Origin of the sequence: Niallia laureatilytica (assembly GCF_046613985.1) — a bacterium.
GTDB lineage: Bacteria > Bacillota > Bacilli > Bacillales > Cytobacillaceae > Niallia.
Map to the genome: position 1 here is coordinate 691,540 of NZ_JBKKHP010000001.1, position 23,349 is coordinate 714,888.

The following is a 23,349-nucleotide window of genomic DNA, read 5'->3' on the forward strand; positions in this document are numbered from 1 at the left end:
CTTTTCTCCTTTCATAATCCATTTAATAATTCGAACATTGGCAGCAGCACAGCAAGATAGATGGAAATAACTAGAATGCCAATAAAACCATAAATGATTGGCTGAATTTTCTTTAAAAGTCCAGCAACCCTGTCTTGAAGGTTTTCCATACAGAAACGGCTGAGAAAGAGAAGCTCCCGGTCAAGCTTGCCGTTCTCTTGTCCATGCTGTAATATTCGGCAAAACTCCTTCTCCATAAAGGTTAGCACAACAAATGCATGCTCCATTCTTTCCCCTTTCTTCAGTTGTTCGATGACCTTCTTTCCAGCCAAAGAAAAATAGGCATGCTGATTATTATTTTGAAAAAATGTTAATGCTTCGTAAATAGAAAAACCGCCCGCTAACAGGTGACTAAGCTGCAGAGAAAACACATGGGTGTAATAAAGGGAAAAACATTTGCCCGCAATTGGAATGGCTGTAAACAGGCGCAGTTTTTCGAGTGCATCTTTCTTCCGAAAGAACTTGAAATAATAAAACACTAAAGTCAATGCAAAATAAACAGCTGACAACATCAGAATAGGCATTGCTTTTCCTGCACCGATAATGAATACCATAAACAGATTTGTTTCCAGTTTCATTGTTAAAAAGAGAGAAGAAAATTGGGGAAGCAGCACTTGGTGGACAAAATAGAATAAAACTAGGGTAAAAACAATGAGGAAAAGAGGATAATAGAGGATTTTCTGCAATTGCTGAATTGTTCGCAGCCGGTTTTCCATAATAGTGCTCGCATCCATAAACGCACCTGCAAAGCCGCCATGCTTTTCTGCAAAATATACATAACTGATCGTCTGCTGATTAAATTTAAGTCTTGCCAGGTTATCGCAAAAGGAGTTTCCCCCTTTTAAAGATCCGAGCACAGACATAATATCCTCTTTTTTGTTGGCAGGCAAATAGTAAACACTTGAGCGAACCCCTTCGGAAAGGGAATATCCTTGTGTCAGCAGCTCTCCGATAACTTTCAAAAACATCGATTGCTCCTGTAAGCTCCAGCTGTCTTTATTAATCTTCATAAATCCAGCGACCATACTCTGTCTCCTTTACAAACCCCAGGGCAACTCCTTTATTAATAGCCTCTCTTAAATCAGGACGAGGATTAAGCTTTTCAGCAAAGGTTTCAGCGAGAATGGACTGAATGGTCCTCCCTGTCATTATTTCAAAAACACTGGCTCTGTTTATGCGGTTTTGAAGCTGAAAGCAAAAGGGCAGACAAACAGGACCGCAAAAAGGACAAACAAGCTCGACAAGCCTTTGCGCTGTAACAGCAATTAAAGTTTGCTGCACCTCACACTTGCTGATGCCGAATTCCATGAGTCGATAGATTGCCCCTTTCGCATCTCTTGTGTGCATCGTCGCAAGCACTAGATGCCCTGTTAACGAGGCTCTGACAGCAATTCGAGCTGTTTCTGCATCCCTTATTTCGCCAACCATAATTACATCTGGATCATGGCGCAATATTGCCTTTAGCCCCGCTGAATACGTAATGCCTGCTTTTTCATTAACCTGCACTTGAAGCACGTTATCCTGCGGCTTTTCAACTGGGTCCTCGAGACTAATGATTTTTCGTTTGTACAGATAGGAGCTGCTGCTGAGAAGAGAATAAAGGGTTGTTGTTTTGCCTGACCCAGTCGGCCCTGTGAAAATAACAAGCCCATGGGCATGTTTAAGCAGTGACAGAAGCTTTTTAGTGGTGTTTGGGAAAAGAGATATACGGGTGAGCGGTATACTATTCTTGTCTGGCAGCAGACGGATGACGAGGCTTTCATGGGGACTTGCAGGCAAGGTGGACAGTCGGAGGCTGATGTTTTCCCCGTTTGCACTTGTACGGATAGCACCGTTTTGCGGGCGCCGCCTTTCGCCAATATCCATAGAGGCGGTAAACTTAAAATGGGAAATAAGTCTGTCGCATTGATTCACAGGGAGTGTCATTCTGGGGTATAAAGAGTGGGAAATACGAAATTGCAAATGTGATTCTTTTCCTTTCGGAACAATGTGAATATCTGTGGCATTCGCTTCTACAGCTTCCCGAATAATACGGTTCGCTAAAGCTTCAATAGAAATCAAAAGTCTGCACATCCTTTCTTTTTGGTTCATTCTATATTTCGACAGACTTTTTTTATTCCCTCTATTATTCGTCAATTCTTCTAGCTTTTTTTCAAGCAATATATGCATTACCTTTCTGCTAGCTGACCATTCTAAGAAAAGGGGGTGGTACTTGTGGAAAGAAGAGATCCAGTTGAATTTTCAGGAAGAGTTCTTGATAAGCGGAATACACTTACTGGGCCGGATGCAGGAAAAGCAACATATCCAAAGCGGCCTGATCATGTAAAAATTAAAAAAGAGGATAAATAATAAGGCAGACCTTTGAAAGTTGAACAGCAGTCTTGCTTGGGCTGCTGTCCATTTTGAAGGGAGATAAGCCTATTTAAAAAACAATTATCCTGTAAGGGCATACGATACATTATGTTTAAAGTTGGAGGTGCTCACAAATGGGAGAAGCAGGTTTTGAATTTGGCGGCGGTTTTGCATTGCTTGTTGTGTTGTTTATCCTTTTGATCATTATCGGTTCTGCATATGTTTATTAATTAAAAAGTGTATATTTTGAGTTATAGTATCCATAATAATATTATAAGATTATATTTTTGGGCTATAGCCAAGCGGTAAGGCAACGGACTTTGACTCCGTCACTCGTTGGTTCGAATCCAGCTAGCCCAGTTTTAGCGTGAAAAGCATCCCCTTTTCACGCTTTTTTTCTGTATTCATCATGTTTTAGCTAAGTTAACAATATGAAAATCGTGATTATGCTGTAAAAATGTATATTTTGTGAATTTTCCTGTCGAAAAGATGTGAACATTTTCTAAACAAATAGTTCTTACCGTGGTTATGGTGGATTGCTATATTATAATGAACAAAAATACTGAAAAAACGGAGGTAAGAACTTATGGAACAGACACTAAAAATCACTAATGTATTATCCGACCCAACTCGGTTTTATATTTATCAATATATAACAAACCGCCACCGCGATGTAACTGTTCAGGAGATTGCTGATCAATTCTCCATCCACCCAAATGTCGCAAGACTTCATCTTTCCAAACTTGAAGATGTTCGTATGCTTCATTCTGAGACGAAAAAAACCGGCAGAGGCGGCCGGCCAAGTAAATTATACCGTCTCTCATCTGAAGTTATTCAATTGAGTTTTCCTTTCCGCAACTATCAGCTGCTGAGCAGCATCCTTTTAAAATCTTTAGAAAAGCTCGGAGCAGATGGAAGCAAAGCATTGTATGAAACTGGATTCGCCTTTGGTAAAGAGATGATGGAGCAGGAAATTGCCCGCAGTCCCCTAAATTCAGGAGCTCTTTCTAAGCAAGATAAGCTGCACCTTTTAAAGCAAGCTGCCCTCATATCCGGGTTAAAACCAGAATTGGAATGGGATGACGACGAACAAAGCATATATTTTGAAATCTTCAACTGTCCCTTTAAGGAAGCGGCAAACGAGCATAAGGATAAGGTGTGTATGATGCACCAGCAGTTTTTTATTGGCATGTTTGAAGCTGTTTTCCCTGATGTATTGCTGTCAGAGCGGCGAAATATGCTTACAGGCTGCCAACAATGTGCCTATAAGGCGTATGTATGTGAACCAGCTCACATAACTAAGTAAAAATAAGCGGAAAGATACCCTTTCCGCTTATTTATTAAAATCCATTAATATAAGGATTATGATCCATTTCGTGGGCAATGGTTGTACTTCTGCCATGCCCTGACAAAATAACGGTTTCCTCTGGCAGTGTAAGAAGTTTATCGTGAATGCTTGCAAGCAAGGTGCGATGATTACCTCCTGCCAAATCTGTTCTGCCAATGCTTTCATAAAATAAAGCATCTCCTGAAAATGCTACTCCGCTTTCCGGGAAATAAAAAGTAACACTGCCAGGGGAATGGCCCGGTGTCTCCAGTACGGCAAAAGTAAAACCGCCAATAGTCATCGCTGGATTTTCGTCAAGAAAATGATCTGCAGGCTGTGCGACCACAGGTGTTGGCAGTCTGAATGCAGAACTACCGTTTAGCTTTGGATCACTCAGCCACTTATCTTCTTTGCTATGTATAAAGACAGGGATGTTATATTCATTGCGAACTGTTTCCACAGCACCGATATGATCGAAATGAGCATGTGTCAGCAAAATCGCAATTGGCTGAAGCCCCATTTCGCTGATTGTGCTCGTAATTTTGCCCCCATTCTCGCCTGGGTCTACAATCAAGCATTCCTTTTTATCATTCCAGATTATATAACAATTTGTCTGAATTGGCCCCAATGGCATCTGCTTATATTGAATCATCATGTCACCACTTTTCTTTTTATGATTAGTCTTTAAGATGGCTAAGCACTCTGTCGACTTTCTCTTCCATCTTCCTTTTTACATCCCGTCTGTCATCTATCCGTATATTTGTAGCAACACGAACTAGCCCTTTAGAGAAAGGCACCTCATGCATTGCTTGGATTACCTCAAACAAAACAGGTAATTCTCCTTCAATTATCGTATTCATCGGCGTCAGCTGAAATCTGATTGCCCCTTTTTCTTCGTATGTTTTTAATACTTTCTGGATATCTGCCACATAGGCACTGACACTTGGTGTCTCCGTCCCAATTGGGATAACTGTTACATCTACTATTGCCACTGTAAGTCCTCCTTAAAGCTTTCCATATTCTTTTATGATGTCATAATTTACTGGGAATCTCAAGCATCTGCTTCATTTAGTTAAGACAGGGGAATAACTTCCCCTGTCTCAAGATTAATCAGTTTCTCCAGATAAAAACCATACAATGCCCACTTGCCGTCAGGTGATATACTGATTGGTTCGTTCTCCAACCCTTCCTTTATCACTTTAGGCTTTTCTCCACTACTTCCCGTGTCTATGGAGACAAATGAGTAACCTTCTGTATAATTTGTCGCATCACCGGAACTCTCTGGATAAAATGTAAACAGCTGATCGTCTGCTGCATCATTATATGGGATAAGCCAATCCGAGTAGTTGGACAAGCGGGGCAGAGAAATAGCAGCTTTGGCATTAAGCTTGTCATAGAATGTATATTGAGCCATTTGCATATCTTGCGAGTCATCGGAAATTGTAAAAATCTCTTGGCCATTACTGCCTATAGAGTAGGCGTTATTTTCACTAATTACTGTTTGTTCACCAGTTTTTATATTTTTAGTTGTTACAGGAGACGACAAAGAAGTCTCTTCCTTCCAGCCTAAATAGGCGACTGTTTCCTTATCTGCCCAAACGATAAACGGATTGTCAAGCTCGACTTCCTGGAACTTCTCATTCTTTATAGATAAGAGATAGGAGGTGCTGGCCCATTCCTTTGTAAAAGAGGAAACAAGCACTTGATCTTCGTCATATGGATTCCAGACAAACTCAGCATCATAGCTTTGCAGCTGTTTAGAAAATAGCTGTTTTCCCTCTTTATTCATTAACACTATGTTGCCTTGAAAGTCCTCTTCATTTGTAAATACGAGCAATTTGGATAAGTCAGGGCTTATTTTCACTGCTGTTATAGCAGAATCACTCGTATATAAAAGTTTATGCTGTCCTGAATAAATATCAAATGTATAAACATAATAGCTGTTACCCTTGCTTGTGATATAGCATATTGTATGGGTATCAAGCCATCCAGACACTTCCACAAATTCCCCATTATCCACTTCCATCGGCAATGCCAATGCTTGGATTTTCTCTTTTTTTTGATTATCTTTCTCTTCCTCTTTACTCGTTGTTTCCTTCTGTTTATGGGAGCATCCAGATAAAACAAGTGTGAAAATGAGCAAGAGAAGAAAAAACCCATGCGCATTTCTCTTTGAAAGGTCTGTCATCCTTTTCACACCCTTTTATTATGTTTTTTGGTGTTTACTATATTGAATATTAACATAAAAAAGCCGAATTAAATCGGCTAAACCATTAATTTTCTTGAACATTATTTTTTACAAATATAACGATGCCACAAATATTCCTAAAACATCTTTGTAAATATCATCAAACTGTGATAATGGCAGAGGATTTATTCCTTTCCCCAACTCGAGAGTAAAACCTGGCTGTCTAAATTCCTGAATAAACCAATCTTTATAGCCGGCATGGCTGTCAACATTTTGAACCGCTTTATATCCGCTTAATCGGGAAAACTCGTTTGCAATTAGTGCTGATTCAGATGGTTCAAAATTTTCATACCCCCAATAAAATTCCTTGCCTTGAGTATGGAATGCTATCATTCTGTTGAATTTCTCCTGGTTTGCAAGCTGTGCCATTATTACTGCTTCTGGCTCTGTAAGTGGTGCATCTCCAGGATAATCACGAGGAGCAGGGGTTTTTGGCTCCTTCCTCTCTTTCTCTATCTCCCAAAATGCAGGAAATTGATTATTTAAATCAACACCATTTATATTCGCCTTCCAGCCTGTAAAATCTGTGCTGCCTTCATTAATAGCAATCACTTTCGACCGCATATGCTCTGGAGGTCCATTCAGCACTAAATCCACGCCATCAGGATTTACCATTGGCACAAGAGATAGGTCTACATTTCTATAAATAGGCAATGTGTCAATATTGTTTATCTTTCCGCCATTTGTAATGGCCAGCAGAAAATCATTTACATACGACATCAGGATTGCACTTGTAATCCATTCATTAGCATGAAAGCTTCCGTTCATATGTACTTTTTTGCTGCCGCGGCCGATTCGAATTTCTTGAATTTCATTGCCAAGAACACTTTTTCCCAATGTATTAATTTGAATAAAAGGATAATTTTCTTTTAGAATTTCCAGATCATTTTGCAATGACTGAGAATCATATTTTTTGCGTGCATTCACTAATCTTTCCATAATTCGTTTCGGAGCAACCATTTCATCGCCTGTTTGGAGCTCATTTATATTCGTGTTTTGATTCAGTAAAAGAAGACAGTCGACAGAGATATTTCTGCTTCCGGCTATTTTCCATAAAGCATCGCCCGTCTTCAGTTGAAGTGTTTCTGATTGAAAGCCTGGAATATGAATGCAATCGCCTTTTTTAAGAGCATCCTTAGCACTTTGCTGATTGCTGTCAGCAAGAAGCTGGAGCGGGATCATAAACAATCTGCTGTAGTACGATAGAGTGTCACCGTTTCTTGCTATAACCTCCATAAATATACACTCCTTTCATCACTCTATATTTATGATGAAAAGGAGAAAACGATTCATCTTCATGAAACATCCGCTTCCTAACAACACCTAATTTATACCAACTGTAACATAAAAAAGATCTGTTCATATGAACAGATCAAAATAATATTATTTATTTGCAAGCCATGCTGCGCCGATGACACCTGCAGTATTCCCCAATGTAGCTACATCGATAAGTGTTGACTGGGCAACAGCTTTGAAAGAATATTTCTGGAAGTACTCGTTAACAGGCTTTAATAAAATATCTCCTGCTTTTGACACTCCGCCGCCAAGCACAATTCTCTCCGGATTTAATGTGTTTGCAATATTAGCAAGGGCTAAACCTAGATGTGAAGCTACAAAGGAAACTACCTCATTTGCAAGTTCATCTCCGGCATTTGCTTGATCAAATACATCCTTTGCAGAGATTGTACCGTTATTTGTTAGGATTTGGTGCAGACTGCTATCAGGATTTTCATTCAATCGCTCTCTGGCAATCCGAACAATTCCTGTTGCAGACGAGATCGTTTCAAGACAGCCTGTTTTTCCACAGTTGCAAGGTGCACCATTTTCGATGATGGAAGTAATGTGGCCGATTTCACCAGCAGCTCCCTTGGCCCCTTGAACAATCTTTCCATCAACGATAATACCGCCGCCAACTCCAGTGCCTAATGTGACGCAAACAAGATTCTTATAACCTTCACCTGCACCCTTCCACATCTCACCAAGGGCTGCACAGTTTGCGTCATTATCAAGGATGACAGGCAAGCCAAGATCTCTCTCTAAATTAGCCTTCAGCGGAAAATTATCCGGCCAGCTAAGATTCACTGTATTGTAAATGATACCTGTTTTATAATCAAACGGACCTGGTGCTCCCATACCCGCACCAAGCACATCTTCCTTGTTATGATTCCATTCAGCAAGCTTCTCATGAACAGATTTAGCAATATCACTAGTGATGTTCGCACCCTCATTTGAATTATCTGTAGGGATCTCCCAGTTATCAATCATATTGCCATCTGTTGTCAAGAAAGCAATTTTCACAGTCGTACCGCCAAGATCGATTCCAACCACCCATTTTTCCTGCATCTGCATTCTCCCCATTCTATTTCTGTTTCTCTTTTAATTGTTGTATTCCTTGATTTAGTAGTAGAACAGCCATATCAAAATCTTGTTTCTCTATGATTTCTGTATGACGGAGCTCTTCTAATTCTGCTTTCATCAGCTCCAAATCACCTAATCTGTCTCCTACGTATATTATGGTACCGAACCTTTTCAAAAATTGCTGCACATCGTATATCGTCTTCATTTCTATCCCTAAAAACCTCCCTAAACATCAGGGAATATCCTTCCTAATTAAATCGTTTTCATTTTTTAGTATAATTCAAATATCGCTTTTACTCAAGAACGAGATATTAATCATTTTCATTTATGTCTGCTAGGGAAATCTGCAAAAATAACGAATTTCTGCACCTGATTCTTCATATATTGGAACAAGAGTATAAGGTTGTCCTGAAAATGTTTATCTAACAGGAAAAGTGGTGCTGCTATTGAAAAAAGATTTTATCGTTTTAAGCATTTGCCTTGTTATCATTATAAGTTCCGTTTATTTTTTTCAGCAAAACCAAATTGCAAAAGAGAGCATTACATATTTTCCAATTGACCCGAGCGTATCCTTTCCGACAGCAGTTACGAATTTACAGCTTGGAAAGCAAAGATATGATGAATATAGTGTCGAATGGGAGACAAAAAGCATTGTAAATAAAAAGGCCTATTTAAGACAAAACATGGGGTTGTTATATGCAAACGGCCGACTTATAAACACGATGGGAGCGTGGAAGCAAAATACAATGGAGCTGACAGAGCATAAGACGGTCGTCGAACGAGACAGCCGCCTGTTCCAGGCAGTCGCCTTTCATTATGCCGAAATTCATGATGAAAATGACAATATCTTCAGCTCTCAAAAACTTTCCGCTAATCATTTGTATGTCATCAATTCAAAATTCGACCAAACCCCTCTCGGCTTTACAGCACCGCGGACAGAGGCAGAAAAACAATGGAAAAATACTTTAGATGACGAAACAGCAGATGTGATTGAGTATCAATTAAATGAGGCTGTAAAACATTATTCTATACCTTTGGCAGAATATCCAAACAGAATACTGTTAACAGAGCTTGCAGACTATAATGACAAACCTATTCCAGGTTTTACACAAGAACAAACGGCAAAGATTATCGGTCAGCTTACAGAAGGTTTATATAAAAATTATTTCCTGGGAATTACAAAAGAGGATGGAACTGTGACAAAACCTGTTGGGAGTACTGTTCCAGTTATTCTGTTAGCAAAAGATCATCTGCTTGTAGTGTTTACAACGGGAGATAATCAGCCTGTCCTATTAAGACAGCAAATTTCCACATTATAGTCCTCAGCCCCCTGTGATGGGGGGTTTCTTGTTGAACTAAGCAAGTAAAAAAGACCTAAATAGGTCTTTTATTGATAAACAGTTGGTTTTGAGAAAACATTGCTCATCATTTTGTTGCGTAAGCCTGGGAGATTCATGACAATTTTGATTAAATATTGTCTAATCATCGGACTTTTTAACACCGTGTTAATAATTCGGTATCTTCTAGTTAACAAAAAATAACCGCCAATACCAATCAATAAAATGGATAAAATTTTCGGCATTTTCATCCCTCCTATTGATTAGTTTAGGAAAAGCCGCTCTTTTTTATCCAAACTTTTTTGCTTAAAGAACAAATAAAGCAGCAAGGCAGGCTGCAAGCACACCTGACAAAATATTGACAGCATCATTGTTAAGAAAAGAAAAACCCTTTATCTGTTTTGCTTCTCTAGCATGATGCACTCGTTTTTCTACTTTTGCTCCGCAAACTGTACATTGATATTCTGCTTGAACATAAGCCCCCAGTAAGGTGTCAATAATATTGCCGATAAATCCAAATAAAGAAATCAGCAGAAATTCATTTACACTTATAGGGAATAGCAAATAAGCGCAAAAACCAATCAACAAGGAACCAAAAAAACCTGCTATTGTACCGAGTAAACTCATTGCCCCAGATGTGCCAGCTTTTGCTCTGCTAAAGGTTCTAAGCGAGAATGGTTTGCTTTTGCTTAGAGGGCCAATTTCTGATGCCCAAGTGTCAGAATTGGCTGCGGCAAGCAGGACAGCGAAAAGAATAATCAGCTCATGACTTCCGCTCCAGCCGTAAAAAAGACTGACTAGTGCTGCTGCACCACCGTTTGCAAGTACTTGCATATAGTCTCTTGTAGAGCCTTTTTCATGCATTTCTTCCACTCTTGCTTTTTTGTCTTTTTTATATTTTGACAAAAGACTGGAGGTAAGAAAAAAAACACCTAGGAGGATAAATCCTTGATAGTGGAAACCTAATTGGATACCTAGACCGACAAAAAAGGCTGCAATACTGCCGCTTTTGTTAAGAAACCCTTCCTTCCATGCTAGGTATACAGCAATAAGGATAATGAGAATGCTAATTATTTGTCCCAATAGCAATTACTCCTTTATTTGTAATCAAATGCTGTACAGGAATATCATGAGCTTCTGCCGGGATAGAATCTTCCAATTGGCAATCCATCGCTAATGAAATCGTATTTCCATGATAATTTAGGAGATAGCGGTCATAGTAGCCTCCACCAAACCCAATTCGATAACCGTTTGCTGCATAAGCAACTCCTGGTACAAGCACCAGATCCATTTCATCGCCTTCTGTTAAAGCTGTTTCTGATTCAATTGGTTCATAAAGCCCGCTGTATACAGTTTCAAGCTGGTCAAAACGGTCTAACTGCCGAAATACCATTTCTTTCGTGCTCGGCAGACATTTTGGCACACTGACTTTTTTCCCTTCGGCCCAGGCTGTGCGGATTATTTGCAGTGTATCCACTTCTGGTGATTTGGAAATGGTTAAACCAATATGACGAGCATTTTGAAACAATGGATGCTTGTATAAATTTTGGGCAATTTCGTAGGATAGCTGCTCATATACAGGCTTAGATAAAGACTGCAATTCTTTGAGTATTCTTGTTCTTATCTCTTTTTTTGTCTCCGTCATCTTGATTTCACTCCTTGGTTATGCTTTTTTCATATGTAATGCTTTAGGATTTTTTTTATATACAAAAAAAACAGAAGGGATACCCCCCTCTGTCTTATTTTGTTTCGCGATGTGTTGTTGTGCGTTTTTCTCTTGAGCAATATTTTTTAAGCTCAAGACGGTCTGGGTTATTTCGTTTATTTTTTTTAGAAATGTAGTTACGATCTCCACATTCTGTGCAAGCTAACGTAATGTTGACACGCATGGTTATTTCCCTCCAAACTATTGCTATACTAGTTCGTGCATACGACTTTTATATGATAACATTTTTTTTCACGAAATGCTAGTACTGTTTTTCAATAGAATGTGATTTAAATCCATAAGCTCTTCTTTATCTTTCCCATATATAGTCCATGCTCTGCTCGTACTCGAGGTTTGAGCTGCTAGATTCATGTTAAGGGAACAGATGCTGACATATCCACCTTTACCCATTGGTAAGTATTTTAAGCTGCCTTTTTGCTGATTCTTCCAAATTAGATCTGTATGAACGTTCCATAGTGGCTGAACGGTTCTCTGTTCCAAGCTCTTCCCATTAAACTCGCCATTTACTAGTATTAGCTGGTCATCGACAGAATGGAAGACAACATTGTCTGTCGGTGAAACGAAGGCGAGGTGGTCCTGATTTGATTGGGAGTAATAACTTAGCAGCAGAACCTTCACATCTATAGCCTCTTTCGAATGATTTCTTACAAATATCTCATTATATTGGACTTTAGAATGTTTTTGAACGCTCTTTACATGAACAGAGACTGCGTATTCTGGCAGTAATTTCTCATAACCGTTCTGAAGCCAGCAGATTTTGCCGTTAATCCAAATGCCTGGAGTATTGACCAATTTTCCTCTTGTCATTTCTTTGCCGAAATTCTGATAATCAGACTGTAAAGAAATCTCCGTTTTCATCCTTCTTCACCTTTTTTTCCTATTTTTTTTATTCCATAGTAGCTGCCGTTTCTGCCATCCTCTTATTTAGGATTGCTTCTTCAAACACCCTTGAGGTTTCATCGCCGACTCTGTTCCAGCCAAACAGCTTTTCTACAATCGCCCTGCCATTTTTTCCAATCTCCAATGCCATAAGTGGGTCATCGATTAAGGATTGCAATTGTTCTAACATACTTTCAGTATTCCCTGGTTCCATAAGCATCCCTGTCTTACCATGCTCTACTATCCCTTTTAAGCCGCCCGTGTTGGATACGATTGTCGGCTTCTCAAAACACAGCGATTCTAAAGCAACAATGCCGAAAGGTTCATAATGGCTTGGAATGACAACAATGTCTGCTACTTGGAAGAAACCATTTTTTCTGTCTTCCGGTAAGTAGCCAATCAAGTGAACCTTGTCCGATAAACCATTTGCAGCAATATATTGTTTATATTCATTAAACATTGGACCAGCACCCGCAAGAACAAATTGAATATCCTTGATTTTAAGACGTGTAGCTGCTTCAAGCAATGTTTCAAATCCTTTTTCCTTCACCATTCTTCCTAGCGCAAAAACCGTCTTCTTATTTGGATCCAATCCCAATTCTTCTGCTGAATTTAAGGCTGGCTGATTATTTTCCAACTTAATTCCGTTTGGAATAACATTAAGTTTGTTTTCACTTACAGCAAATAACGAAGACACTTCTGTTTTCATGTACTCACTGCAGACAATTACTGAATCGGACGCATTGATTAGCTGCTGTTCCTTTTCATGAATAAATTTTTGCATTTCTGTATAGATGCCGCCGTTTCTTCCATGCTCTGTTGCGTGCATAGTTGTAACTAACGGAATGCCTAGTTCTGTCTTTATTGCTGTAGCTGCTGCTCCGATGAGCCAATCATGGCCTTGAATTAGCTCAAAATGATGGTTAGCTGCTAAGTCTAAGGCTTTTTCCCACATGCTTATATTTAAGCCGCCAATCCAAGTTATAAAGTTCTTTTCCCGCTGATGCAGCGGCTTCACTCGATACACATACAAGGAAGGACTTACCTGTTCATCAACTAATTCTTGATTCATGTCTTGTGACGTGATTACATGAACTTCATATTGTTTGGCTAATGTTTCTGCTAACCCAGCTACATGTGTTCCAAGTCCTCCAATAATATTGGGTGGGTATTCCCATGAAAGAATCAGAATTTTTTTCTTGCTTCCTCCTTGTGCAAAGGGGTTATTCATTTCCTTTTGGTAAGCAGGAACTGCACGGAAGATAGCGTGTTTACTTTCTCGTTCTTCTAACCATGCTTTTTCTATACTGTCTTTCAAAAAGACACTCAGCTTATCAGCTGCTTCCCAATGATTGTGCTGCAGGTTATCTGGATAATCCAGTTGATTAACAATAGCATGAAGCATGAGCCATTCCTTTTCCAGCTGTTTAACGACCCTGTCAGCACAGTCAGAAAGCTTCTGCTCCCGCCAGGCTGTAACCTCTTTTTCAAGGAAGGACAGTCTAGCATAGCTCTTTCCATCTTCGTGTATTCTATTTAACTTCTTCTGATTAAAAAAGGAGGAACTAATATGAACCTTCTCTAAATTCCCGCTAAATTGACGAATATATGCTTCTGGTGATAACGGCATAATCGAATCATTTTCCACGAAGTCCTTCGTTAATTCTTGTGAAAACTCATTAATCTCGGCTACACTCACAGCAATTGCTGTCATCGCAGGAATATCTTTTGTTTTCGGCAAACCTGTAAATAAACTTCCCGTCTCCTTAACGTCAGACCATTGTCTTAATGGTATTATGCATATATCATGAGGTGATTTCACTGGCAAACCTTCTGCTTTAGGAACAGGATCTGTGATGGCTAAAGTTTTGTCATACACAAAGCTATATCCAATCCCCGCCTTTTTAAGATGCAAATCAATGCCTGGTGAAAAGGCGCCATTTGGAAGCCAAAATCCATTTGGACGAATATTTAAATGGTCTTCTATAATGGAAATTCCTGTTTCAATTTGGAGTTTCACACCATTTACCGTTGACAGAGCTGTAAGAGAGGAATAGGACGCAGATGTGGCCAATATCTCTATTTTATGGTCATGTACCAATTTCTTAATGGTTGCTGTTATATTCCTGTCAATTTTGAGCCAGTAGGAGTATTCTTCTTCCCATTTCCATTTATTTTTTTCTAAAAATTCAGTTATTTCTTTTTGGTAATCTTCTGTTTCTGCCAATTCTAAATAAATCGGTGGCAATGCAAGGGAAACGCTGTATGGCACTGCCTTCTTTTCCATGTTCTTTAAAAAAGTAAGCAAAGCTATCGAAGCTATATGAAAAGACTGTCTGTCTTCTTTATTGCTGGTATAATAATTCATGACAGGAAGCTCTGCATGAACGATTAGCTGAAAATAGGATACGTTCATTGCTTCTTCACACTCTCCTTTACCGCTGTCTCATAATAACTGTATGTGCTAACATGCTCAATCCAATTAGGAAGTGGAGTTTTTCCTTCGCTCCATGCTATTACATCCTTTGCATTTTCACCTGCTTGGTCTGCACTTGTTCTTGGTGTATGAATAGGATTAGACTGCAGAATTGGCATGAGAGCTCCGCTACCATCCTGTATCCCGACTTCAAAACAGTAACTTCTATTTGGCTGTAATCCTTCCAAAACGAGTTGATTCTTGTCACGATCAAGCTGAATTTCATCGGTAGCATGTGCATTGCTGCCATCGAAATATATGCTCGTGATATCATAGACACGCAGCTTTAGCGATAAGTCATCATTAAGAAAGCCGCAGTAGGAAGAAATTAAGTTCCACTTTGATGCTGGTATGCTCCAGAAAATTAGTGCTCTGTTTTCTCCTGCAAGCCATGCTTCCATGCCATTACTCTTTTTTAATGTTTGAATGCTTGTCCATAAAAAAGGGGACATAACAGCACTGTTATCGGCATATTCTTTAGGAGAAGCGCCTTCTGTCTGCTCTGCCTTTTCCGCTTCTTTCAAATACTTCCCCCACTGATATTGCACCTTTCCAAGGCTCATATCCAGTTCTTTCGCAATTTTTCGGAAAGACAAGCCTTCCTTCCTTAAATTAACTATTTGTTCTAACAATGGAATCAGCACCTTTCATTTAATACTGTATTATGTTTTAGCTATTATCGTATTGGTTGATTTATCAGGATTCCTTTTGTGTCGATTTACTGATTCTTCCTTCTTCCTATATGTTATCACCGAATGATAGAAGCCACAATAAACGGAATTTGTCGTATCATGCTAATGTTTATCCCTATTACCTTGAAGCAGCATAAAAAATTTTGTCTGTTGAATAAAAAACAGCAATTCGACAATGACTATTAATAAAATTAGTTTGTATCCGACATTTTTTGCTGCCGCTTATAAACTTGTCTGCCGCACACTTGCTTGCTTGAAATTACTGTTGGGAAATGTTGAAAGGTAGTGGTAGAATGAAAAAGTCTTGTAAATTACAAATTTTTTAGCAGAGGTGTCTCATTTTGTTCATTTTAATGTTTAGTTTATTGGGGATATCTGTTCTTCTTTTTATTGTATCTTTATTTATGAAGGACCCCTATAAAAAGCTGCAAGAGGATATAGACCAGCTGTCCATCCAACAAGTACAAGAAATATATAAAATAAAAAAGAAGCTGAAGGTGCTTGAGGAAGAGCTGTTGATAGACGATATGGATATGAGTCCTGCCATCCCTGTTACAGACAAGCAGCCAAATATAGAAATGGGTGCAAATCCCATTCATGCTATTATTAAAAACCAGGTTTGGTCTCTTGCGTCACAAGGAGTTTCCATTGAAAAAATTGCTTCTCAATCTTCCTTATCAACTAGTCAAGTACAGCAAATTATCACAGAGGGTGTAAAGCGAGGATTTGCAAATGAATAAACGAAGCTTGCGTTCCTTTGCATTCGGTCTGTTCGCAGCCTCCAGCATCATTGGAGCATACACCGTATACACTGGCAGCCAAAAGGCTGATACAGACAAACAAATTACAACAGAGCAAGCAGAGAAAGTTCTCTCTGCAAAAGGCTTTACTACAGTTGCCAATGAAGACTATGAAGAGCTCGTTGCTGCTAAAGAACAGGCCGAGAAAGCGGCCCAGCAGGCAAAAGCTGATAAAAAAGCAGCTGAAACAGAGGAAGCAAAACAAGCAGAAACAGAGAAAGCTGATGAGCCAATCTCATATAAGCTCAAAATTAAAAGTGGTATGAGTCCTGGCGAAATTGCTGATACATTAACAAAAGAGAAAATTATTAAAGATAAAGATGAGTTTGAAGCTTTCTTAATTGACAATGACTATCATACAAAAGTGCAGGTTGGCACTTTCCGTGTATACAGCGATATGAGCTTTAGAGAAATTGCTGAAAAGATAACAAAATAAACGATAATGAGGGGCAGTCCAATTGGACTGCCCCTCATTATCGTTTATTTTTCTTTTTGTCGTTCTTTTTTCATATCAAAATAAGCATCTAATACTTCTTCACCTATTTTTAAGTTTGCTTTATTGTCAACACTGCCGTTATATGCCCATGGAACTAGGACTGCCATTGCCACTTCCGGATTTTCAGAAGGTGCATAGCTTACTAAGCTCAAGTTCATTACTTCCTGCAATGTCTTATAGTTGCTCTTTTGCGGTCCATCATAGAAAGCCTCTGCCGTACCAGTCTTAGCTGAAGGAGAGTATGATTTGCCGCTTAAATACGTGTATGCCGTTCCTTTTGGACTTTGGGCAACCATCTTAAAGCCTGTCTGCACCCTTTTTATCCACTCTGGTTTTGCATCAATCGTATTTAAAACCTTTGGCTCAACAGAGTCAACTACTGCCCCAAGCTCGCCTTCTTCAGATACAGGGCTTCTAATTTCCTTGACGATATGCGGTTCCATTCTGTTCCCGCCATTTGCGATTGTAGAAATATATTGGGCAAGCTGCATATTTGTGTACGTATCATACTGACCGATGGAAAGATCGAGAAGCTTACCAGGTACTGACGTTTCTGTTCCTTTAAAGCCTGTCTGCTCATTCGGCAAGTCGATGCCTGTGCGAATTCCCAACCCGTATTGAGCGTACGCATTTCTCATTATTGTGAAGTCCTCTGCATCAACAGACAGAGGCTGGCCGTAAACATATCTAGCACCTGCTATTTTCATAACAGTCTGGAACATGTAGACGTTTGATGAACGCATCAAGGCTGTTAAGTCATTGATTGGCCCCATTGTTGTCCATGATCTCTTAATAGTATCGCCTATTCTTACAGGTGTATCATTAATAACTGTTCCCGGACTGATTGCTCCAGTATTATAGCCTGTCAGAACAGTAGCACCCTTAACGACAGATCCGACGTTGTAGGATGTCGTAATATTGCCGAGAGCATCATCGTTCACCTTTGTTTTTCCATCTTCTGTTACAAGTCTTTTCCCTGCCATTGTCAGCACATCGCCTGTGTTTGGATCCATCAGAACAACATAAGCACGGTCAAGGAATTTTGTTCCTGACATTTGTTTAGCTGCCTTCAGCTGCTTTTCAATGATGTCTTCGACTTTTTGCTGCAGCTCCATGTCAATTGCAAGCACAAGGTCATTTCCGCGTTTTCCTTCTGTAATCACTTCTGTGTCTGTAATTTCTCCGTCACTGTTTGTCTCATTGCGGACTTTTTCTTTCTGTCCTTTTAAAACATCTTCGTATTGGAGTTCCAGATAACTTTTGCCGACACGATCATTGCGGCTGTAGCCTTTTGAAAGATAATAATCCAACGACTCAGCTGGTAGGCCTTCCTCTGACGAGCTCACACTGCCGAGAACAGAAGCAAGTGTCTTGCCGAATGGGTAATCTCTATCCCAGTCTGTTGTTGTATCGACACCTTTTAAAGACGTTAAGTTTTCACTTACAACTGCCATTTCTTTGTTAGTCACTTTATCGTTTTTGACAATATGTGGTGTCAGTTTATAGCCGCTTGAAAACTCTCGGTAAATTGCTATAACTTCTAAATCATCATTAGTCAAAGACTTTAGTTTATCCTCCGTGATCCTTTTAAGCTGCAGCTTATATACTTGAGAGTTATATTCATCTGAATCGGTGTACTTTTCCGCAAGAGCAGTTTTTTCCTCTTTCGTAACAAGAGCTTCTGCTTCTTCCGGATGCTTTAATATCCAGTAATCCTGTTTGTCACGTTCGGTAACTTTTTTGGTATCCTTTTTTATATATTTCGCAAGCGCCTCGGCAGTCTCCATCATTTTTTCGGTAGAGACACCGGTATTTGTGTACGTTATCGCATTTTTCGCGAGATTATCAACAATAACCTTTCCTGTCGAATCATAGATTTTCCCGCGGGGCACAGATGTATCTACTGTTACATCCTCTGTTTTTTCCAGTTCCCGCTTATACTCATCTCCATAAACAATCTGCACGAAACCTAGTCTCAGGATCAATGCAGAAAAGAGCAAAAAGACAGCAAAAAAGATAATGTTAAGGCGAATCGGAATCGTCTTTTTTTTCTTCTTGTTTCCCAATGTAATACCACACTTTCTACAATCATTTCTCACTCTATTGTAATAGAAACTCTTCAATATTTCTATTAATAACCTGCTGGGATATCCTGCAAAGTCGATATTTGTCTTCTAAATACCTTTCTATATTGTGAAAAAACAGCGATTATTACACAAAAAACAAGGAATTTGCGAGGCAAATTCCTGTTATTTTTTCATATCAAAATATTTATCCATTACCTTCTTGCCGATAGTTAAGTTAGGTGATGGTCCGTTGTCTGTTGTATAGACCCAAGGCACCATTACCGCCATTGCCACCTCTGGGTTTTCATAGGGAGCATAGGCAACAAGGCTGACATTCATTACTTGGGGCGGTTCTTCATAATTTTCTCGCAATGGTCCGTCATAAAAGGCTTGTGCAGTTCCTGTTTTGCCTGCAGGAGTATAAGAACTTCCCGCAAAAACACTGCCAGTTCCGCCAGGCTGCATCACCATGCGGAAGCCCTTCTGCACTTGATTCATCCACTCTTCTTTCATATTTAGCTTATTTAACACCTTCGGCTTGATTTCATGCTCCATCACACCATATTTCTCTTTGCCTTTTCCAGAACTTCTGATTTCCTTCACGATATGTGGTTCAATTCGGTAACCACCATTGGCAATTGTCGAGATATATTGGGCAAGCTGCATATTTGTGTACGTGTCATATTGACCGATTGATAAGAACATTAAATCCCCAGGCTGATTTGGTTTTACTGGTCCTTTAAATCCAGCCATCTCATTAGGCAGATCAATTCCTGTCCTAACTCCTAAGCCCATTTCTCCAAAAGAATTACGAATAGTCGTATATGCTTGTGTTTCCACACTAAGAGGCTGCCCTTTAGCATAATGGCCTTTTCCGATTGCAATGGCGGTTTTGGCCATGTATACATTGGAGGATTGCTGCAATGCTTGAAGGTCATTGATAGTATTCATCACCTTCCAAGATTTAAAATCAGGGGAGTCCTTGATGCTCATCACTTCATCAAGCATCATAGAGTAAGGACGAATAACTCCTTCTTTATATCCAGTAAGCACCATTGCTCCCTTTACTGCTGAACCAACATTATAGGAAGTGGTAATATTGCCTAATGCAAAATCCTGTACTTCCTGCAAACCTGTCTTGTCGTTTTTAACAAGCTGCTTGCCCGCCATTGTTAATACTTCACCTGTATGTGGGTCCATCAGCACGACAAATGCTCTGTCTAAAAACTGTGTGCCTGCATAGCCTGCCTTTGTCTTCCGTAATTCTTCTTCAATAATTTTTTCAACCTCAAGCTGGAGGTTCATATCAATTGACAGGAATAAATCACTGCCCGCTTTACCTTCTGAAATAACATTAGATGAGACAATTTGATCTTTTTTATCTTTCACATATTCAACTGCTTGCTTTTTCCCTCTTAAAACATCTTCGTATTGTTTTTCAATATAGCTTAAACCAACACGGTCGTTCATGTTATAGCCTTTTGCGAGATATTCATCCTTTTGCTCTGCTGGTATCCCTTTTTGCGTGGAGCTGACTTTCCCAAGAACTGTTTTCAGCGTATCTCCATACCCATATGTTCGGTCCCAGTCTTTTGCTGTATCGACACCAGGCATCGAGGACAGATTCTCACTGACCTTAGCTAGCTCCTCTTCTGTTACACCATCATTTTTGATGACAATCGGCGTATAATAATAGCCGCTCGTCATCAGCCTGTAAATGGCTAAGGATTCTAAGTCATGTGCAGATAAGCTTGCTACTTCTGATGCTGTTACCTTGCTTCGAAGCAGCTCATTAAATTGCTTTTGATAGTCCTTTTCGCTGAATTTTTCCTTTAGCTTATTATCTTCTTCAATAGTTACTTTTTCTTTTGCTTCTTTTGGATGCAATAAGAGCCAATAATCTTTTTTATCTATATCAGTGATCTTGTCAATCTCCTTCTTTGAATCCATAGCAATTAAGTCTGCAAGCTTTTCTGCCGTTTTATTCAACTCATCCGGCTTATACTTCCAGTTTGTAAAAAGAATGGCATTTTTCCCTTTATTGCTTACAATGCTGTTCCCGTTCCTGTCATATATTTCTCCTCTTGGAACAGTTGTACTGATAACAATGTCCTCTGTTTTATCTACTTTCCGCTTGTATTCGTCACCGTAAACAATCTGGACAAATCCTAAGCGAAGGATCAGTGTTGAAAACAGTAGAAATATCAGCAAAAATAATAGATTCAACCGTAAAGACAGCTGAAATCTCCTTTTTCTCTTTTTTTCCCCCATAAAATTAACCCTTTCTTTTTAGACATTCTCACTCCTTTTATTTTAAAGTAAAAATCTGGTTCTATCTATCAGAATTTAACAAAATTCACAAAAATAACAAAGGTTCCTTATAAATAAGGAACCTTTGTTAAATAGTGTCCTGCTATTCTTGCCCATTTAATCTAGGCGCAGGCGAAAGCTTAATTTTTCGCGTAAAGAAATAAATGATTGAATGTCCGCTTCCAAGAATAAACAGCATCACTGGGATGGATTTTTCCGGATTAAACATAGTTACGCCTGCAATGAAGATTAGAACAGACAATAGCCGTCCAAAATTCAAGAACATTTCACGGACGACAATATATTCTATCCGCATTTCCCCTGCATTCCAGCCGCGGCCGATTACATCGTATGTCAGACTTGTATATGGGACTAGGATTAATGGATAAGCAATGGCAATAATACCTGAATAAATAAGAAGACGAATGAATGAAAAGTCAAATACTATGATAAATATTGACAAGAATAACAGAATTCCGCCTACCAGGATGGACTTATTTCGCTTTTCACTTTTGATGCTTCGTGACACGATATAATAGGCGATGAACGAAATGCCTGAATTAATGAGCCCAAATGTGCCTAGCGCCATTTCACTTCCTGTTGCGATAAACACAAACACAGTAATAACAAAAGCATACGTTCCTTCTCTGATTCCTTGGAAAAAATGAGCATAGGTAATACTTTTCCAATTATCATCATTCTTTCGTTCTTCGATAATTCGTTTTAATAAATATTGGCCGCTTGCCGGTCTTCGTTTTAGAAAGAAGCTCAATACCACTGCTAATGAAAATAATCCGAGCGAAATTCCGAACACAATCATATAGCCAGTTGTTTTATTCAAGGTTGAAATAATAAACCCTGCCAGCATAGGACCTACCATCCCTCCAACAGAGCCGAGAATGCCAAGAAAGCCGTTAAAAAAATCTCTCGTATCTGGTTCTGTAACTTCAAATGTCAGAACATTAAAGGCAAGCCAATAAAACCCATAGCCAATGCCAAGCAGACAGCCTAACAGCAGCAAATAAGTAGATGCCTTATCACCGATAAGCAGTACAGACAAATAAAACAACGCCAGGAAAATGACACCAATTCTAAATACGATGACCCTGTCAATTTTTTTTGCCCATCTGCCTGCAATGGTGAAGGTAATCAGCTGCAGAATAATTGTAGCCATATTATACAGCCCTAAATCTTTAAATTCTCCAGATTGTTTCCACAAGAAAATATTAACAAAGGTATTAGAAAGAGCTATGCTTAATGCATAAAGTCCACCGATTGTCAGCAGCAGTCCCAGTTCCTTTGTCAGTTTGATATTGCCAATCAAATTCCCTAATTTCATGATAAAAACTCCCCTTTGTCTCGCTAGTTTTTAACAAAAGGGTGTTCCTTATACAACATTTATTAAGGATGGTGCAGATATAGGAGGATTTTCGCGAAAAACAAAAAACCTTGCTGACCAAATTGGCCAGCAAGGTTTTTTGTTTTATTTTGCTGCAGTGTAGCGCTTAGTAACTTCTTCCCAGTTAATTACATTGAAGAATGCATTAATATACTCTGGACGGCGGTTTTGGTAGTTAAGGTAGTAAGCATGCTCCCAAACATCCAAGCCTAGGATTGGAGTTTTTCCTTCCATAAGCGGGCTGTCTTGGTTTGGTGTGCTTGTTACTTCCAACTCACCGTTGTTTACTACAAGCCATGCCCAGCCTGAACCGAAACGAGTTGTAGCAGCTTTAGCAAACTCTTCTTTGAAGTTTTCATAGCTTCCGAATTTGCTGTCGATAGCAGATGCTAAATCACCTGAAGGCTGTCCGCCGCCATTTGGAGAAATAACTTCCCAGAATAGAGAGTGGTTAGCATGTCCGCCGCCGTTGTTACGAACAGCTGTACGTGCTGCTTCTGGAACTGCATCAAGGTTTGACACGATCTGGTCAACCGTTTTAGAAAGAAGTTCTGCATTTCCTTCTAGAGCGTTGTTTAAGTTTGTTACATATGTGTTATGGTGTTTTGTGTGGTGAATATTCATTGTTTCTTTGTCAATATGCGGTTCTAATGCATCGTAAGCGTATGGTAATTGCGGTAATGAAAAAGCCATTTGTTTTTTCCTCCTATGTATAGGTAAATTTTTTTCTTCCCATATAATTTATCACTATTTTGACAATATTTACATGAGAAGGTTCTTCTAATAAAACAGTACCAAATTAAGCCATTCCTTTCAATTATTTTGCTTTATTTACAAGGAATTT

25 protein-coding genes and 1 tRNA gene are annotated in these 23,349 nt (G+C 39.3%); 7 read left to right on the top strand and 19 right to left on the bottom strand.

The annotated features are described in order from the left end of the window. Positions 1-11: 11 nt before the first annotated feature. Both comGB and comGA read right to left on the bottom strand, forming a co-directional pair. Complete coding sequence (gene comGB, locus ACLIJJ_RS03545) at positions 12-1,064, bottom strand: competence type IV pilus assembly protein ComGB (RefSeq protein ID WP_411410556.1); 1,053 nt, start codon at positions 1,062-1,064, stop codon at positions 12-14. Beyond that, a complete protein-coding gene (comGA, locus tag ACLIJJ_RS03550) occupies positions 1,039-2,100 on the bottom strand; it encodes a competence type IV pilus ATPase ComGA (protein ID WP_233313169.1) in 1,062 nt (353 codons plus the stop codon). The genes comGB and comGA overlap by 26 nt, the downstream gene beginning before the upstream one ends. A gap of 153 nt (positions 2,101-2,253) precedes the next feature. Between comGA and ACLIJJ_RS03555 the strand changes: the two genes are divergently transcribed. The 4 genes from ACLIJJ_RS03555 to ACLIJJ_RS03570 all read left to right on the top strand — a co-directional run bounded on the left by ACLIJJ_RS03555 (position 2,254) and on the right by ACLIJJ_RS03570 (position 3,697). Continuing rightward, a complete protein-coding gene (locus tag ACLIJJ_RS03555) occupies positions 2,254-2,388 on the top strand; it encodes a hypothetical protein (RefSeq protein WP_282581400.1) in 135 nt (44 codons plus the stop codon). A 137-nt stretch (positions 2,389-2,525) separates the two neighbouring features. After that, positions 2,526-2,621, top strand: a complete 96-nt coding sequence (locus tag ACLIJJ_RS03560; RefSeq protein ID WP_233313168.1) for a YjcZ family sporulation protein — start codon at positions 2,526-2,528, stop codon at positions 2,619-2,621. 58 nt (positions 2,622-2,679) lie between these two features. Next, positions 2,680-2,751, top strand: a tRNA-Gln gene (locus tag ACLIJJ_RS03565). Positions 2,752-2,977: 226 nt separating this feature from the next. Further along, positions 2,978-3,697 (top strand): helix-turn-helix transcriptional regulator, encoded by a 720-nt coding sequence (locus ACLIJJ_RS03570; RefSeq protein WP_411410557.1) that lies wholly within the window; start codon positions 2,978-2,980, stop codon positions 3,695-3,697. A gap of 34 nt (positions 3,698-3,731) precedes the next feature. Here the strand turns inward: ACLIJJ_RS03570 and ACLIJJ_RS03575 are convergent, their stop codons facing one another. From ACLIJJ_RS03575 to ACLIJJ_RS03600, 6 genes are all read right to left on the bottom strand, one after another. Further along, the gene (locus tag ACLIJJ_RS03575) at positions 3,732-4,367 is read right to left on the bottom strand and encodes an MBL fold metallo-hydrolase (RefSeq protein WP_237942321.1); all 636 of its coding nucleotides are present in this window, start codon (positions 4,365-4,367) and stop codon (positions 3,732-3,734) included. 28 nt (positions 4,368-4,395) lie between these two features. Next, positions 4,396-4,710: an MTH1187 family thiamine-binding protein gene (locus tag ACLIJJ_RS03580; protein ID WP_233313165.1), complete on the bottom strand. Its 315-nt coding sequence runs from the start codon at positions 4,708-4,710 to the stop codon at positions 4,396-4,398. 80 nt (positions 4,711-4,790) lie between these two features. Beyond that, positions 4,791-5,906 carry a YqgU-like beta propeller domain-containing protein gene (locus tag ACLIJJ_RS03585; protein ID WP_411410558.1) on the bottom strand — a complete coding sequence of 372 codons (1,116 nt, stop codon included), beginning with the start codon at positions 5,904-5,906 and terminating at the stop codon, positions 4,791-4,793. A 108-nt stretch (positions 5,907-6,014) separates the two neighbouring features. Continuing rightward, a complete protein-coding gene (locus ACLIJJ_RS03590; RefSeq protein ID WP_411410559.1) occupies positions 6,015-7,202 on the bottom strand; it encodes a M14 family metallopeptidase in 1,188 nt (395 codons plus the stop codon). Positions 7,203-7,349: 147 nt separating this feature from the next. After that, positions 7,350-8,309: an ROK family glucokinase gene (locus tag ACLIJJ_RS03595; RefSeq protein ID WP_233313161.1), complete on the bottom strand. Its 960-nt coding sequence runs from the start codon at positions 8,307-8,309 to the stop codon at positions 7,350-7,352. Positions 8,310-8,325: 16 nt separating this feature from the next. After that, positions 8,326-8,529 carry a YqgQ family protein gene (locus ACLIJJ_RS03600; RefSeq protein WP_233313160.1) on the bottom strand — a complete coding sequence of 68 codons (204 nt, stop codon included), beginning with the start codon at positions 8,527-8,529 and terminating at the stop codon, positions 8,326-8,328. A gap of 241 nt (positions 8,530-8,770) precedes the next feature. Here ACLIJJ_RS03600 and ACLIJJ_RS03605 point away from each other — a divergent pair, with 241 nt between their 5' ends. Then, on the top strand, positions 8,771-9,643 hold the full coding sequence (locus ACLIJJ_RS03605; protein ID WP_233313159.1) for a hypothetical protein: 873 nt from the start codon (positions 8,771-8,773) through the stop codon (positions 9,641-9,643). Between the two features lie 68 nt (positions 9,644-9,711). Here the strand turns inward: ACLIJJ_RS03605 and ACLIJJ_RS03610 are convergent, their stop codons facing one another. The 7 genes from ACLIJJ_RS03610 to ACLIJJ_RS03640 form a co-directional block, all read right to left on the bottom strand. Beyond that, on the bottom strand, positions 9,712-9,906 hold the full coding sequence (locus ACLIJJ_RS03610; RefSeq protein WP_233313158.1) for a hypothetical protein: 195 nt from the start codon (positions 9,904-9,906) through the stop codon (positions 9,712-9,714). A 61-nt stretch (positions 9,907-9,967) separates the two neighbouring features. Beyond that, positions 9,968-10,744 (bottom strand): DUF92 domain-containing protein, encoded by a 777-nt coding sequence (locus ACLIJJ_RS03615; protein WP_233313157.1) that lies wholly within the window; start codon positions 10,742-10,744, stop codon positions 9,968-9,970. Beyond that, on the bottom strand, positions 10,728-11,306 hold the full coding sequence (locus ACLIJJ_RS03620; RefSeq protein WP_233313156.1) for a 5-formyltetrahydrofolate cyclo-ligase: 579 nt from the start codon (positions 11,304-11,306) through the stop codon (positions 10,728-10,730). The genes ACLIJJ_RS03615 and ACLIJJ_RS03620 overlap by 17 nt, the downstream gene beginning before the upstream one ends. A gap of 94 nt (positions 11,307-11,400) precedes the next feature. Beyond that, positions 11,401-11,550, bottom strand: a complete 150-nt coding sequence (gene rpmG, locus ACLIJJ_RS03625; RefSeq protein WP_101175018.1) for a 50S ribosomal protein L33 — start codon at positions 11,548-11,550, stop codon at positions 11,401-11,403. 68 nt (positions 11,551-11,618) lie between these two features. Continuing rightward, on the bottom strand, positions 11,619-12,245 hold the full coding sequence (locus ACLIJJ_RS03630) for a hypothetical protein (RefSeq protein ID WP_233313155.1): 627 nt from the start codon (positions 12,243-12,245) through the stop codon (positions 11,619-11,621). Positions 12,246-12,273: 28 nt separating this feature from the next. Beyond that, the gene (locus tag ACLIJJ_RS03635) at positions 12,274-14,682 is read right to left on the bottom strand and encodes a glycosyltransferase (protein ID WP_411410560.1); all 2,409 of its coding nucleotides are present in this window, start codon (positions 14,680-14,682) and stop codon (positions 12,274-12,276) included. Continuing rightward, positions 14,679-15,374 (bottom strand): DUF4912 domain-containing protein, encoded by a 696-nt coding sequence (locus ACLIJJ_RS03640; protein WP_233313153.1) that lies wholly within the window; start codon positions 15,372-15,374, stop codon positions 14,679-14,681. The genes ACLIJJ_RS03635 and ACLIJJ_RS03640 overlap by 4 nt, the downstream gene beginning before the upstream one ends. 464 nt (positions 15,375-15,838) lie before the next feature. Between ACLIJJ_RS03640 and ACLIJJ_RS03645 the strand changes: the two genes are divergently transcribed. Together ACLIJJ_RS03645 and ACLIJJ_RS03650 are read left to right on the top strand one after the other, a co-directional pair. Beyond that, the gene (locus ACLIJJ_RS03645; protein ID WP_411410561.1) at positions 15,839-16,174 is read left to right on the top strand and encodes a hypothetical protein; all 336 of its coding nucleotides are present in this window, start codon (positions 15,839-15,841) and stop codon (positions 16,172-16,174) included. Further along, positions 16,167-16,670 carry a hypothetical protein gene (locus ACLIJJ_RS03650; RefSeq protein ID WP_233313151.1) on the top strand — a complete coding sequence of 168 codons (504 nt, stop codon included), beginning with the start codon at positions 16,167-16,169 and terminating at the stop codon, positions 16,668-16,670. Before ACLIJJ_RS03645 ends, ACLIJJ_RS03650 begins: the two co-directional genes overlap by 8 nt. 44 nt (positions 16,671-16,714) lie before the next feature. Here ACLIJJ_RS03650 and ACLIJJ_RS03655 read toward each other — a convergent pair whose 3' ends face one another. From ACLIJJ_RS03655 to ACLIJJ_RS03670, 4 genes are all read right to left on the bottom strand, one after another. Further along, entirely contained in the window at positions 16,715-18,796 is a 2,082-nt protein-coding gene (locus ACLIJJ_RS03655; protein WP_251644967.1) for a peptidoglycan D,D-transpeptidase FtsI family protein, read from the bottom strand. A gap of 183 nt (positions 18,797-18,979) precedes the next feature. After that, positions 18,980-21,007, bottom strand: coding sequence for a peptidoglycan D,D-transpeptidase FtsI family protein (locus ACLIJJ_RS03660; protein WP_411410562.1), 2,028 nt, complete (start codon positions 21,005-21,007; stop codon positions 18,980-18,982). 202 nt (positions 21,008-21,209) lie between these two features. After that, complete coding sequence (locus ACLIJJ_RS03665) at positions 21,210-22,445, bottom strand: MFS transporter (RefSeq protein WP_233313148.1); 1,236 nt, start codon at positions 22,443-22,445, stop codon at positions 21,210-21,212. Between the two features lie 144 nt (positions 22,446-22,589). Next, entirely contained in the window at positions 22,590-23,198 is a 609-nt protein-coding gene (locus tag ACLIJJ_RS03670; RefSeq protein ID WP_411410563.1) for a superoxide dismutase, read from the bottom strand. Between the last annotated feature and the right edge of the window lie 151 nt (positions 23,199-23,349).